The organism is Nitrospira sp. (assembly GCA_037045225.1).
In the GTDB taxonomy this organism is placed as follows: Bacteria; Nitrospirota; Nitrospiria; order Nitrospirales; family Nitrospiraceae; genus Nitrospira_A.
The window spans coordinates 1,884,801-1,897,290 of record JBAOHZ010000009.1 but is presented as its reverse complement, the minus strand read 5'-3'; the positions used below and the strand labels follow the sequence as shown (position 1 = coordinate 1,897,290).

The following is a 12,490-nucleotide window of genomic DNA, read 5'->3' as shown; positions in this document are numbered from 1 at the left end:
ATGACATACACGAGCACATTTGAGACGCCTTGGGGGCAGGTGACGATCACGGCCTCCGAGAAGGGCGTCACCTCCATTAATTTGTCCTCCCAGGATCGTGCTGTCCGGCAGCAACCGGCAGAAAACAATGACGAAGCCGCATCTATCGTGGAAGAGGCGCGAGCGCAGCTCCTGGCTTATATTGCGGGCACGCGTCGCGAGTTTTCTTTTCCTATCGATTGTTCGGCCGGCACACCGTTTCAAAGGAAAGTTTGGAGGGCGATCACGCGGATTCCCTACGGTCGGGTACGGTCCTATCAATGGGTGGCCATGCGTGTGGGCGGGAAGCAGTATGCCAGGGCGGTGGGGATGGCGCTCGGGGCCAACCCGGTCCCCATCGTGGTGCCCTGCCACCGGATCATCTCGCATGATGGTTCGCTCGGTGGGTTTTCTTGCGGACTGCCATTGAAGCGTCGCCTGCTAAGTTTGGAAGGCACCCTGGCTCAGTTGCGGAATGCGCAATAAGTTGTCGCTGGTTGTTGGGCTGGAAGGATGATACATGAAGGCCGTCATTCAACGAGTTCTCCGCGCGTCAGTTGCGGTGGAGGGGCAGGTTGTGGGCCGGATCGGGGCTGGACTACTGGTATTGGTGGGTGTCGCGAAAGGTGATGACGAACGTGACCTGTCCTATCTCGTTGAGAAGCTCCCGAGCCTGCGGATCTTCGGTGACGATCACGGCAGGATGAATCGTACACTCACCGAGGTTGGCGGGGCGTTACTCATCGTTTCGCAGTTTACGCTGCTCGGCGATACCAGCAAGGGACGACGGCCAGGGTTCGACCTAGCTGCGCCACCGGAGGATGCGCGAGTATTGTACGAGGAGATGGTCAGTCGGCTCCGGGCGGGTGGCCTGACAGTGGAAACCGGGATGTTCGGGGCGCACATGCACGTGGAATTGCTCAACGACGGTCCGGTGACGTTCCTGTTAGACAGCCGACGGGGAGCGTCGACGCTCCCTCTCAAGTCTTGAAGGGAGATGCCGATAAGGAGTCAGGGAGAAAGTCCGCTTGGGTTGAGCATGGTCTGCTATACTATTTTAAAAGGGCAGGGATTGCCCGGGAGGTCGAGATGGGAAGTCCCGTTTCTCGCAGCCATCCACTCCGTCAGCTCTTCGGAGCGTTGACGGAAAAAAGCTTCACTGAACACCTCGGGTGGCCCGATCTGAATGTCACCGAGTACGTCTCCAACCTGCTCGTCGAATTCGCTCACACCGACCAACTCTACAAAATTCAGAATACGCAGGGCCGCGCCGTCGATTCCGTCGTCGAGATGCTGTTCGAATCCGAAGTGCTGTTGGAAGCGCAATCCTTTGAGCGGGAGCGCGAAGTGCACCGGCATATCGGCGACTTCACACTCTTCATGACCGGCCTGTTTCCCGAGTATCTCCGTCGCCTCAAGAGCGTGGGCCGCATCTACCATAAAGATTTTCTGGTGGATTACGTGAAGACGGGCAAACGCTCGTACGGGTTGGTCGCCGAGTACGGCAGCTACGACCCTGAGCAGGATTCTCCGTTATTCCGGAAGCTGTCGGAAAATTTCGAGCTCTGTGTGACCGGACTGGGGTTTGTCCGGTCAGACTTGGATCGTATGCAAGACCCTGCCTGCCGACGAGTGAAAGATATCCTGCTGAATTGAAACCATCACGACCGATCCTGCTCATTCACGGTGGCGCGGGACGCCGCGCCATGACCGTCGCTCAAGCGGCTTGTGCCGAGGCTGCCCTGAAGGAAGGCCACCGGCTGCTCATGGCCGGTACCCCGGCGCTATCTGTGGTGGAAGAAGCCATTCGCCTGCTGGAGGAGTCAGGGTTGTTCAATGCGGGGCGAGGCTCGAACCGTCAGCTTGACGGGGTGCGGCGTATGGATGCCTCGATTATGGAAGGGCGCGGCCTGCGGGCGGGGGCTGTGGCCTCCATCGAGGGCATCGTCCACCCCATTACCGCCGCGCGGCTGGTGATGGAAAAGACGGCGCATGTATTGCTGGTCGGGCAACCAGCGTCCCGCTTTGCGGACTATTTCGGGTTGGAGCGTGTGCCCCGTGCAAAGCGAACGGCGCGGCCACAGCCGAAGGAGTTGCGGCCTCGTGCCGGGTTGAAGCACACGTTGCGCTTGCATCAGGCAATCATGCAGACGGGCCGCCTCCGCGCACGGAGCTTGGGAAAGGAAACCGTGGGCGCAGTGGCCTTGGATCTCGCCGGCACGGTCGCCGCTGGCGCATCAACCGGCGGGGTGGATGTGATGTTGCCTGGCCGGGTCGGCGATACGCCGTTGATCGGGTGCGGGGTCTATGCCGATAATGAGGCCGGGGCGGTCTCCATGACGGGATTAGGGGAGAGCATCATTCGAGTGGCGGTTGCGAAGGAGATCACCGATTTACTGGCCAGTGGCTTGAGTCCGCTGGTCTCGGCGAACCGGGTGCTTCGGAAAGTGGTAGAACGTATTCAGGGTGCGGCCGGGGTGCTGGTACTCTCAGCGGATGGTCGGTTTGCCATTCGACACAGTACACCCAATATGGTGGCCGGGGTGATCGGGCGTGATGGCCGCCCGCACGTGAAGGGTCGGTTTGCCTAGTCTCGTAGAAGGCTGATACAGTGATCAGAGGTATCAGTCTATGCCCGCACTCTTTCACCTCGCCTTTCCTGTCCACGATCTGGCCGTCGCCAAGCAATTTTACATCGATGGTCTCGGTTGTGTGCTAGGTCGGGAATCCTCCACCGCCGTCACGTTCGGGCTGGCTGGGCATCAGCTCGTTGCGCATCTCTCGACCGATCCAATCATTCCCCAGAAGGGTGTCTATCCTCGTCACTTCGGCCTTGTCCTGACGCTGGAAGAGGAGTGGCAGGCGTTGGCCGATCGCGCCAAGACGAAGGGCCTGACGTTTTACCAACAGCCCCGGCAGCGGTTTGCCGGTACGCGCATCGAACATCACACCTTCTTTCTCCAAGATCCTTCCCGGAATCTTCTCGAATTCAAATACTATCGGCACGAGTCCGCGATTTTCGGGGAACGAGATGTGTCGGCGGTCGGGGATTCCGAGTAGCGAGGACCCTCCCCCGCAACGTGAAGACGGGGTTGATGCACGTGTGGCTCAGTCTTCAGGAGGCGCGACGTCGTGCGGGTCGGGCGTCTGTCGATTCGTCGTGAGTGAGCTGGCCCTGCGTCCGTTGCCCCGTTCCAGCCATCGGACGATGTGGTGTTGGCGGCGATTTAAGTAGGCGGTATGGCGGATCGGGTCATAACGGCGCGGGGAGGGCAGAATCGCCGCCAACAGAGCGGCTTCGTCGATTGTCAGTTCCTTGGCTGATTTTCCGAAATGGTGTCGCGCCGCCGCTTCTGCGCCAAACACGCCCTGCCCCCATTCGGCGACATTCAGATACAATTCGAGAATCCGTTCTTTCGTCAAATGGTGCTCCAAGGATCGAGTGATGAGTGCTTCGCGGGCTTTGCGCAGTAGGGAGCGTTCCGACGAGAGGTAGAGATTCTTTGCCAGCTGTTGGGTGATGGTACTGCCGCCGCGTTTGAATTCACCGACCTCCAGGTTATACAGCGCGGCATCTTTGATGCCTTCCCAATCGAACCCCTCGTGAGCGAAGAACGAGGCGTCCTCTGCCGCCACCACGGCTCGTTGGAGTGCGGGGGCGATTCGTGACAACGGCACCCAGACCAATTGCGGATGTAGCGCACGACCTTGCTCCTTGGCCTGGGCCCGCCGTGCCTCCATCAAGGCCGTTTCCGCGGGGTGATGTTTGGCCAGGTGGGAGACATCCGGCAGTGTCACCAGCCAATACAATCCCAAGGCCGCCGCGGGAAGCCCGACCAGGATGGTTCCCCACAACAGGATGCGGCCGAACAGACTGCCAGTTGACTTGCTCATTCCCAACACTCTATCTATGAGGACACGAGGTGTTCCGCCGGTCCGGCTCGTGTTTCCGGAGGTGAACGTACATCCCGCATGACGGTACGCGGTTGACCACCATGAAACTACTCAGCGCTGAGTTTATCAAAAGTTCGGTGTCTCCAGAACAGTTTCCTCCCGACCGGTTGCCGGAGATCGCGTTCGTCGGGCGATCGAATGTCGGCAAGTCGTCGTTGATCAATTCTTTGCTCCATCGCAAGAAGCTGGCGAAGGTCAGTAAGACGCCGGGGAAAACACGCGCCGTGAATTTTTTCACGGTCCGCACATCGGATCCGAAGCTCTCCCTGCTGTCGCTGGTGGATTTGCCGGGATACGGGTACGCCAAGGTGTCCAAGACCATGCGGGCGCAGTGGGGCCCGATGATCGAGCAGTATCTCGAGCAGCGACAGTCCCTCGGCGCCGTGATCCTGTTGATCGAGGCGCGAGTGTGGATGCCGCAGGATGTGCTGACGGTACAGTGGGTCCAGTCCCTCGGGTGTGGAATGATCATCGTCCTGACGAAAGCCGATAAATTGCGGCAGAGTGAGCGGGCGCCCAGCCTCGCCACCGTGCGAACGGCCTGCGGACTGGGGCCGGAAGTCCCGATTGTGCTGTACTCGGCTGAAACCCATGAGGGGCGGGACGCCTTGTGGGGGGAGATTCGTACGCAGTTTAGAACTTGATCTCGATGTAGGCTTTGTTTTTCAACTCGGCCATCCAGATCTGGTACTGATCCTCGGTTTTTTGTTGAAACACGAGTGATTGGATTTCGGTCTTCACCTGTTCAAAGGGGCGAAACTGCCGCGGCTTTTTATCGTCGACCCGCACAATGTGAAGTCCCTCCGCCGTTTCTACAATGCCCGTGATCTTTCCCACGTCCACCGAGGTCAGCGCCTGCTCCAGCGCGGGGATCAACTCCCCTTGTCGAACCAGGCCTAACCGTCCTCCACGTGAGGCATCTACTCCATCGGAAAAGCGCAAGGCCAGATCCTCGAACGATTCTCCCTGCTTGAGGGTCGCCAGGAGCGCTTCGGCTCGTCCGTGGGCGGCAGATAGGCCGTCCGGTGTGCGCGGCTTGATCAGAATCTGGCTCAGTTGGTATTCCTCGGGGTAGGCAAACCGATCCTGGTGCTCCTGGTAATACCGTTTCATTTCTGAGACGGCCACCATAATCAGGCCGCGGACTTCCCGGTCGACGACCCGCATCAAGGTCAACTGCTCACGGACGTTCTTCGCGGTGTTCGGGTCGGCGCTGTCGATGGCCTCCCCCTGCTTTTTCATCTCTTCGACCGCCTGCACGACTTCCTGATCCGATACATCCACACCTTTGTTTTTCGCAGCCTGCAATTGCAGTTTGCGTTCGATCATTTTCGTCACGCCCATGGCCTCAGCCGTGCTGAGGCGGCGCTCCAGGTCATCGCCCTTGTAAAGCTTGCGCAGCCGGTCCTGCTCAGGCAGGAGGTCGCGTTTCAATTCCGAGAGCATGATCAGGTCGGAATTGACGACTGCTACAATGCGATCTTCCAGTTTGGCGGCATCCGCCTTGGAGGTTGGGCTGAAGAGTACGCAGAGGCAGAAACAGAGCGCGCCGGTTGTGACACCGGTTGCGCTACGAACGGGTGCGGCGAAGGACGTTCCTTTCAAGGTCGAGAAGAGCCGACGGGCGTGGAGGCACGTGTAGGCGAACAGCGATTGATCGTTCATAGGGTTGCTGGATTGTACACAATCGGAGCTTCAGAAGGGGAGCGTTCCGGAGCTGAAAAACGCGAACAGCTGAAGACGGAAGGTTTGCGGGAGGCGAGTGCGCGGGTCGTTACGGGTTCGGTGGTTCATCGGTCACGTAACGAGCGGCGTCGGCTAGGCGGATGGTGGCACCAGTACGAAGTTCCGCAAACACATCATCCAGACGTTTCCGGCGTTTCTCGGCCAACAGTTCCTGCCGGAGTCGTTCGCGGGTGGCCTGGTCTGCCTGAAGAATTTCGGGTTCCAGAGGGCTGACCTTCATGAGGTAATAGCCCTTGTCGGTCTTGATCGGATCACTGATGACTCCGGGGTGGAGCGACGGGATCAGTGCATCGAGTTCCGGTTCCAGCAGGCCTCTCTTATAGGGGCCCAGGTCGCCGCCTTTGGCACGGCTCCGTTCGTCGATGGAGTACCGGAGGGCGAATCGCGTGAAGTTGCCGCCGGCTTCGACCTGCCGTTTCAAATCTTTGGCCGCGTAGACGTTCGGGAGCAGCATGATCGATACTTGCACCTTGGGATTGGCCAGGAGTTGATTGGCATGTTTCCCGAGGTAGGCGTCCAATTCTTCTTTGCTGACTTCGACCTTGGTCTTGATGCGGTCTTTGAGCAACTCATCCAGAATCAACTGTTCGCGGTAGCGCAGGGTCTTTTCGCGAATCTCATCGGACTGATCCAGCCCCTGCTTGCGCGCTTCCTGCATCAGCAACTCGCGCATAATCAATTCGTCTAGAAAGCGGCGTTTTCCGCCGTCCTTTTCGTAACGCGTGCGTGTGGCTTGCGAAAGGTCTTCCCAGCGGATGTCGAATTCGGATTGGGTGATGGATCGGCCGTTGATCATGGCGATTACCGGCTCTTCCTGCGGTCGTTCAGTGCAGGCGGCCAACGATCCGAGGGCGCAGAAACCCAGCGTGGCACTGATCAATCGTGTCTGCCAGGATGCAATGTGTCGTGTGCGCGGTAGCGTCATGCGGTCGGGGCGGAACATCCTCTGCGTAGGTCAGGTCGAGGCCGTGCGTGGCCCTTGACTGTTGGTACCACAGACGTGGAGGGTTTGCAAGATTGCGTTGAGTTCCGGGAAGACCAAACTCCAGTCTTCATGCGGGATCTGGAGTTCAAAAGACAGCGGCGACAGAAACCGCAGCCGTTTCTTGTATCGGTCCATCAGAGCCTGCACGGCTGTTTCGGAGACCGTGGCCTTCGGATCGAAGGTGATTACGACCGCATGTGGTTGCTCGACCACAGAGCTCAGCCGGAGCTGTTTGGCCAGCAGACGGATTTGCATCAGTTCGAACAGGCGTTCGACTGGATCGGGCGGATGTCCATAGCGGTCTTCGATTTCTCCGTGCATCAGTGCGAGGTCGCCGAGTTGTCCGCAGGAAGACAGTCGTTTGTAGAGCGACAGGCGCTGGTGGCTGTCGGCCACGTAGTCTTCGGGAATATAGGCGGAGACGCTGAGACGCAGCGTGGGATCCGGCTCTTCTTCCACCACCTGGCCCTTCAGGCGCTGGACGGCCTGTTCTACCATTTGCAGGTAGAGATCGAGTCCGACCGCTGCGATGTGGCCCGATTGTTGTTTGCCGAGCAGATTCCCGGCCCCGCGGATTTCAAGATCCGCCGCAGCAATGCGGAAGCCCGATCCGAGCTCGGTAAACTGCTGGATGGCGGTCAGTCGCTTCTGGGCGTCGTCCGAGAGCGTGCCTTCATCCGGTACCAGGAAGTAGGCGTAGGCCTGTTCGCCGCTTCGCCCGACCCGGCCACGGAGTTGATAGAGCTGAGCCAAGCCGAAGGTGTCGGCGCGATTCACGATAATGGTGTTGGCGGTCGGCACGTCGATGCCTGATTGAATAATAGCGGAGGCAATCAGGATATCCGCCTCCCGGTGAAAGAATTTCAGCATCACGGCTTCGAGCGGTTTCGAGTCCATCTGGCCATGCGCCATCACGATCCGCGCTTCCGGTACCAGTTCCTGCAGCCAGGCGCCCATCCGCTCCATGGTTTCCACCCGATTGTGGACAAAGTAGGTTTGTCCCCCCCGGCCGAGTTCGCGAAGAATCGCCTCACGAATCGCTTTTTCACTGAAACGAATAACCTGGGTGCGGATTGCCAGCCGTCCCGACGGGGGCGTATCGATGATCGAGAGGTCGCGTACGCTCGCCATGGTCATTTGTAATGTGCGTGGGATCGGCGTCGCCGTCAGGGTCAACACATCGACCTGGGTGCGCAGCTGTTTCAGCCGTTCTTTGTGCTTTACACCAAACCATTGCTCCTCGTCGATGATGACCAAGCCGAGGTTGCGGAACGTCACGTCTTTTTGGAGCAACCGGTGCGTGCCGATGAGGACATCGACCAGGCCGGCTGCCGTATCCTTGATAATCGCTTTTGTATCCTTCGGAGATTGAAACCGTGACAGCAAGGCGACGCGAGTTGGAAAAGGGGCAAACCGTTCGGCGAAGTTATCGTAATGCTGGTGGGCGAGCAGCGTGGTCGGCACCAGCACGGCGACTTGTCTATTTTCCTCCACGGCCTTGAAGGCGGCTCGCATTGCGACTTCGGTCTTGCCGTAGCCCACGTCGCCGCACACGAGGCGATCCATCGGTTTGGTCGAGGCCAGGTCGTTGGCGATGTCTTCGATCGCCTTGCGCTGATCGGGCGTCTCTTCATACTCGAAGGCCGCTTCGAACTCGTGGTAGAGCATGCTGTCTTTACCGTACGAGGTGCGATGGACCAGCTCACGGTTGGCGTAAAGATCGACGAGTTCGTGCGCCATTTCTTCAATGTCTTTTTTGACCCGCGCGGTCGTCTTGGCCCAACTGGTGCCGCCCAGGCGGTCCAGGCGGGGCACGTGGGCATCCGCTCCCGCGTAACGCTGGACCTGGCTGAGCCGGTCGAGCGGCACATAGAGCTTGTCGGTCCCGGCGAATTCCAGCACCAGAAAGTCGCTATCGAAGTCCTGCACCGAGAGTCGACGCAGCCCCTGATACTTCGCGATGCCGTACTGCATGTGAACGACGTAATCGCCGATGTTCAGGTCTTCCAGCGAGGAGAGGAAGGTGGCGGCTTTGCTCTTGGGCTGCGGCTTGTGTCGGGCGCCCTTCGCGAAGAGTTCCTCTTCGGTCAGGACCACCAACCGCAGATCGGGCGAAAGAAAACCAGCCGAGACCTCGCCGTTCAAGACCGAAAACGGGGCCTTCTGCGCGCCACCGGCGGACAGGGCCGAAGGCTTCCACTCCATCGCGGGTCGATCATGCTCGCCAAACAACGCCAGCAGGCGCCCGACCTGTCCCTGGCTACGGGCGACCAGCACAACGGGCCCGCTTTCTCGTAAACGATCCAGCACCTCCAGCGTATGGCTGAATGCCGTGCCGCGTTGGCCGAGTCCCACACTGGCCGGTGTTTGAGCCGGGCAGGTGAGCACCGGCTCCCAACTTGCGTCCGGTGCGGTGATCGGCTCCAGCGCGAGTGTGGCGTAGCCGTGGGTGGCGGCCAGAATCTGATCCCACGTGAGGTACAGGTGGTCCGGTGTCGGGTAGGGATTCGGATCCGTGCGATCTTCGTGGCGCAGGAATCCCTCTTCGATGGCCTGCCAACATTCCTCCGTGTGGGCCTTCAGCGTGTTGGGCTGATCCAGGACGAGCACCGGCGGTTGCGGAAAATAATCCAGGAGGCTGTCCATGGTTCCATACACGGACGGCGCATGCCATTCGGCGTCGGCAGCCAGAGGCGCGAGGGCATCGGGTGCGTCCTCGGCGCGAATCAATTCGCGGGCCGGCAGCACCCAGGCTTGCTTGATCTTGTCGGTCGATTTTTGTGTGGCCGGATCGAAGAAGCGGATCGATTCGATCGTGTCGCCGAGAAACTCCACCCGCAGCGGGTCGGCATACGCGGTCGAATAGATATCGACGATCCCGCCGCGAATGCTGAACTCGCCGGGAATTTCCACCACCGATCCCTTCCGGTAGCCCAGCCGCAAGAGGCTGGAGACAAGCACCTCACGCTCCAGGGACCCATTCGGTTGAAATTGCAGAATCGCGTCGGTGAAGACCAGAGCCGGGAGCACTCGTTGTGTTAAGGCCGGAATGGAAGTGAACAGAACGGTGCGTCCAGTGGTGCAGAGACGGTTGAGCGTCTGCATGCGGCGGGCCACCAGATCGATGTGGGGAACCGCCGATTCGTAGGGCAGCGTTTCCCATTTCGGGAACAATGCCAGGTCGTCGCAGGACTGTCCGCAGAGCGTTCTGAAGAATAGCGTGTCGCGATAGAGGCGTTCTGCCTCGTCATCGGTTTTGGCGACAATCAGCCAGGAACGGTCGGCCAGCGGCTGAGACGGCAGACTGTGTGTGAGGAGAGCCAAGCCGAAGCCGGCAGTCGAACCATGCAGCCCCATGAGGCAGGGTTTACCCGAGCCGCTCCGAAGGGCTTCTCGCGCCGGTGCGAGCCATTGAGTCAGATGTAGGGGGATCAGGGGCGGCACAGTATCCTTAGGCTGTCGTGGAGCGAATACGTTGCACCAGAGTGGTCGTCGAGACTCCGGGGACAAGAGGAATGGTTTGGACATGGCCGCCGCGAGCCTCGACCGTCTCGCGTCCCACAATGCGGTCGACGGACCAGTCTCCGCCTTTGACGAGAATATCCGGCTGAAGGGTTGCGATGAGAGAGCCTGGGTCCGGCTCAGGGAAGATCACCACATAGTCCACGCAGGCTAACGCAGCCAGAACCTCGGCTCGTTGGGCATCGGGCACAATAGGACGATCCGCGCCCTTGTGCAGGGCGCGAACGGAGTCGTCGGAATTCACGCCGACCACCAGCACATCACCCAGATCGCGGGCGGCTTGCAGATACCGGGTATGACCGACGTGCATCAGGTCGAAGCACCCGTTCGTGAAGACGATCCGCTGTCCCTGCCGACGGCACTCATCGAGCTGTGCGGCAAGCTCCTGCTGCGTGGTGATTTTTTTGCCCATGGGATTCACTGCCGATCCGAGAAAATCCCATCTTAGGGGGAGGCCGCCTCGCGAATCAATGCCCGTCTTATCCTATTAGCAGAGTCAGGTGGCAACGATGTCAAAGCTCTAGTTTTAGAAAAATGGTACCGGGCACTGGATTGAAACGGTATTCGGTTATCGGTTCGAATCCAAGTGACCTATACAGCGCCTGCGCGTCCGTCATTGAGGGGAGCGTATCGAGTAATATGTGTTTATATCCAAGGTTTCTCGCCTGATTGATCAAGGCGTCGGCGATCATGCGCCCAATTCCTCGATGTTGGTGTGCGGGCAAGACATAGAGCCGTTTCATTTCACAGGCAGATTGCGAAAAGCGTCGAAGCCCCCCACATCCCGCAAATGCGCCTCCCTGCCCTGCCAGGAGAAAAGCGCCGTCAGGCGGACCATATTCACTTGCTAGGTGATCAAGCTCCTGGTCGAAGCCTTGGAAGCCTAGGTCGATACCTAGAGACGCGGCATATTCCTCCACGAGACGACGGGATATGTCCCAGAGTTCAGCTGAATCCGGCTGCACCAGAGTGAGCATGTTGGTCTCTTGTAAGATCAGGCGGCGTTTCGTCTCACGTGTGCCGCTAGGCTCGCCTTTGATCCTGCCATGTGATCTTCATCACATCGATCTTCATGGTTTCTTGCGTCCTCTGTCCTTTCGCGAGTTATCCCCGTCGTGTGGAAGCCCTCCCAGTCGAACGACTCCCGCGCCATGTTGCTCGATCAACCGGTCAAGAATCGCAACCGCGTCACGCTGTCGTCGGTCGAACAGGGGTTCAGGAGCGGGAACCAGATCCGACAGGCCCAGGCCCAGCAGCCGATAGCGAGACGGCGGCTGCAGTAGGTCGGCGAGGGCGAGGCGGATGTCCGGCCACATGTCCGGATCGTAGTTCGCCGGCGACGAGAATGTGCGTTGTCGTGTGGTGATGCGAAAGTGCGAATCCTTCAGTTTCACCGTGAACGACCCGGCGGCCAGTCCCTCCAGCCGGAGATCGTGGGCCAAGGTTTCAAGAAATCCATGGATGATCGGTTCCAGCAGGGCCGGATCATTGGTGTCTTCGTCGAAGGTGGTTTCGTGACTCACGCTTTTAGCTTCGCGATCGGCCACCACAGGATCGGAGTCGTGGCCGCGCGCCAGTGATTGAAACGCCGCTAGGCGCGTACCGAGCAGGCGGATGAGGGATTGTTCGAAGCGGGGTTGGAGCAGATCGCCGATGGTGTGAAGGCCCAGACGTTCGATGGCTTCGGTGGATTTCGGGCCCATGCCCGGCAATGAGCGAATGGGGAGCGGGGCGAGAAACGCGGCCTCTGTGCCCGGTTCAATCACGGCGAGGCCATCGGGTTTATGTGCATCGGCAGCGATCTTAGCGACGGTCTTCCCGGACGCCAGCGCAATGGTACAGGTCAGGCCGGTGGTGCAGGTAATGTCGGTTTTGAGCGCCTGCCCCAATTCGCGCGGATCGGGATGACGGGTTTGTAATCTGGTCGTATCGGTATAAAACTCGTCGATGCTCGTCCACTCGGTTTCCGGGAAAAACCGGCTGGTGATGTCCTGAAGCCGGCGGTGGAGGTGTTGATACAACGGACGGTCTGGCGGCACCAGGATGAGTTGAGGGCAAAGCCGCATGGCCTGAATCGTCGGCATGGCCGATCGTACTCCGAATCGGCGAACTTCATAACTCGCTGCGGCGATAATGCCGCGCGGCGGAGGCCCGCCGACGGCCACCGGCTTTCCTTTCAACGATGGGTCAGCCAGCACGGCTGCCGAGGCAAACATGGCGTCGATGTCGCCGAAAAGAATCTGTCGGGGCCAACGTTCGGACATT

Annotated in this window: 13 protein-coding genes; 6 read left to right on the top strand and 7 right to left on the bottom strand. The window is 59.5% G+C overall.

All coding sequences use genetic code 11. The features are described from left to right. From V9G17_09590 to V9G17_09570, 5 genes are all read left to right on the top strand, one after another. The gene (locus V9G17_09590) at positions 1 to 504 is read left to right on the top strand and encodes a methylated-DNA--[protein]-cysteine S-methyltransferase (GenBank protein MEI2752845.1); all 504 of its coding nucleotides are present in this window, start codon (positions 1 to 3) and stop codon (positions 502 to 504) included. A gap of 34 nt (positions 505 to 538) precedes the next feature. Continuing rightward, the gene (gene dtd, locus V9G17_09585) at positions 539 to 1,009 is read left to right on the top strand and encodes a D-aminoacyl-tRNA deacylase (protein MEI2752844.1); all 471 of its coding nucleotides are present in this window, start codon (positions 539 to 541) and stop codon (positions 1,007 to 1,009) included. 98 nt (positions 1,010 to 1,107) lie between these two features. Next, entirely contained in the window at positions 1,108 to 1,674 is a 567-nt protein-coding gene (locus tag V9G17_09580) for a hypothetical protein (GenBank protein ID MEI2752843.1), read from the top strand. Then, on the top strand, positions 1,671 to 2,609 hold the full coding sequence (locus V9G17_09575) for an isoaspartyl peptidase/L-asparaginase family protein (GenBank protein MEI2752842.1): 939 nt from the start codon (positions 1,671 to 1,673) through the stop codon (positions 2,607 to 2,609). Before V9G17_09580 ends, V9G17_09575 begins: the two co-directional genes overlap by 4 nt. Positions 2,610 to 2,649: 40 nt before the next feature. Next, positions 2,650 to 3,078, top strand: a complete 429-nt coding sequence (locus V9G17_09570) for a VOC family protein (GenBank protein MEI2752841.1) — start codon at positions 2,650 to 2,652, stop codon at positions 3,076 to 3,078. Between the two features lie 48 nt (positions 3,079 to 3,126). Here V9G17_09570 and mtgA read toward each other — a convergent pair whose 3' ends face one another. Then, the gene (gene mtgA / locus V9G17_09565; GenBank protein MEI2752840.1) at positions 3,127 to 3,912 is read right to left on the bottom strand and encodes a monofunctional biosynthetic peptidoglycan transglycosylase; all 786 of its coding nucleotides are present in this window, start codon (positions 3,910 to 3,912) and stop codon (positions 3,127 to 3,129) included. Between the two features lie 101 nt (positions 3,913 to 4,013). Here mtgA and yihA point away from each other — a divergent pair, with 101 nt between their 5' ends. Then, complete coding sequence (yihA, locus tag V9G17_09560; protein MEI2752839.1) at positions 4,014 to 4,616, top strand: ribosome biogenesis GTP-binding protein YihA/YsxC; 603 nt, start codon at positions 4,014 to 4,016, stop codon at positions 4,614 to 4,616. Here the strand turns inward: yihA and V9G17_09555 are convergent. The 6 genes from V9G17_09555 to dinB form a co-directional block, all read right to left on the bottom strand. Then, entirely contained in the window at positions 4,606 to 5,637 is a 1,032-nt protein-coding gene (locus V9G17_09555) for a peptidyl-prolyl cis-trans isomerase (protein ID MEI2752838.1), read from the bottom strand. The genes yihA and V9G17_09555 overlap by 11 nt on opposite strands. Before the next feature lie 109 nt (positions 5,638 to 5,746). Beyond that, positions 5,747 to 6,643, bottom strand: coding sequence for a peptidylprolyl isomerase (locus V9G17_09550; protein ID MEI2752837.1), 897 nt, complete (start codon positions 6,641 to 6,643; stop codon positions 5,747 to 5,749). Between the two features lie 30 nt (positions 6,644 to 6,673). Further along, on the bottom strand, positions 6,674 to 10,147 hold the full coding sequence (mfd, locus tag V9G17_09545; protein MEI2752836.1) for a transcription-repair coupling factor: 3,474 nt from the start codon (positions 10,145 to 10,147) through the stop codon (positions 6,674 to 6,676). A 7-nt stretch (positions 10,148 to 10,154) separates the two neighbouring features. Further along, positions 10,155 to 10,637, bottom strand: coding sequence for a D-glycero-beta-D-manno-heptose 1-phosphate adenylyltransferase (rfaE2, locus tag V9G17_09540; protein ID MEI2752835.1), 483 nt, complete (start codon positions 10,635 to 10,637; stop codon positions 10,155 to 10,157). Positions 10,638 to 10,737: 100 nt separating this feature from the next. Beyond that, the gene (locus V9G17_09535; GenBank protein ID MEI2752834.1) at positions 10,738 to 11,202 is read right to left on the bottom strand and encodes a GNAT family N-acetyltransferase; all 465 of its coding nucleotides are present in this window, start codon (positions 11,200 to 11,202) and stop codon (positions 10,738 to 10,740) included. Positions 11,203 to 11,295: 93 nt separating this feature from the next. After that, the gene (gene dinB, locus V9G17_09530; GenBank protein MEI2752833.1) at positions 11,296 to 12,489 is read right to left on the bottom strand and encodes a DNA polymerase IV; all 1,194 of its coding nucleotides are present in this window, start codon (positions 12,487 to 12,489) and stop codon (positions 11,296 to 11,298) included. Position 12,490 lies beyond the last annotated feature (1 nt).

Excerpts from the sequence above, each read along its gene's own strand:
- V9G17_09590 (MEI2752845.1), top strand. The coding sequence starts at position 1 with ATGACATACACGAGCACATTTGAGACGCCTTGGGGGCAGGTGACGATC.
- yihA (MEI2752839.1), top strand. The coding sequence starts at position 4,014 with ATGAAACTACTCAGCGCTGAGTTTATCAAAAGTTCGGTGTCTCCAGAA.
- rfaE2 (MEI2752835.1), bottom strand. The coding sequence starts at position 10,637 with ATGGGCAAAAAAATCACCACGCAGCAGGAGCTTGCCGCACAGCTCGAT.
- V9G17_09570 (MEI2752841.1), top strand. The coding sequence starts at position 2,650 with ATGCCCGCACTCTTTCACCTCGCCTTTCCTGTCCACGATCTGGCCGTC.
- V9G17_09555 (MEI2752838.1), bottom strand. The coding sequence starts at position 5,637 with ATGAACGATCAATCGCTGTTCGCCTACACGTGCCTCCACGCCCGTCGG.
- V9G17_09580 (MEI2752843.1), top strand. The coding sequence starts at position 1,108 with ATGGGAAGTCCCGTTTCTCGCAGCCATCCACTCCGTCAGCTCTTCGGA.
- dinB (MEI2752833.1), bottom strand. The coding sequence starts at position 12,489 with ATGTCCGAACGTTGGCCCCGACAGATTCTTTTCGGCGACATCGACGCC.
- V9G17_09535 (MEI2752834.1), bottom strand. The coding sequence starts at position 11,202 with ATGCTCACTCTGGTGCAGCCGGATTCAGCTGAACTCTGGGACATATCC.
- mtgA (MEI2752840.1), bottom strand. The coding sequence starts at position 3,912 with ATGAGCAAGTCAACTGGCAGTCTGTTCGGCCGCATCCTGTTGTGGGGA.
- dtd (MEI2752844.1), top strand. The coding sequence starts at position 539 with ATGAAGGCCGTCATTCAACGAGTTCTCCGCGCGTCAGTTGCGGTGGAG.
- V9G17_09550 (MEI2752837.1), bottom strand. The coding sequence starts at position 6,643 with ATGACGCTACCGCGCACACGACACATTGCATCCTGGCAGACACGATTG.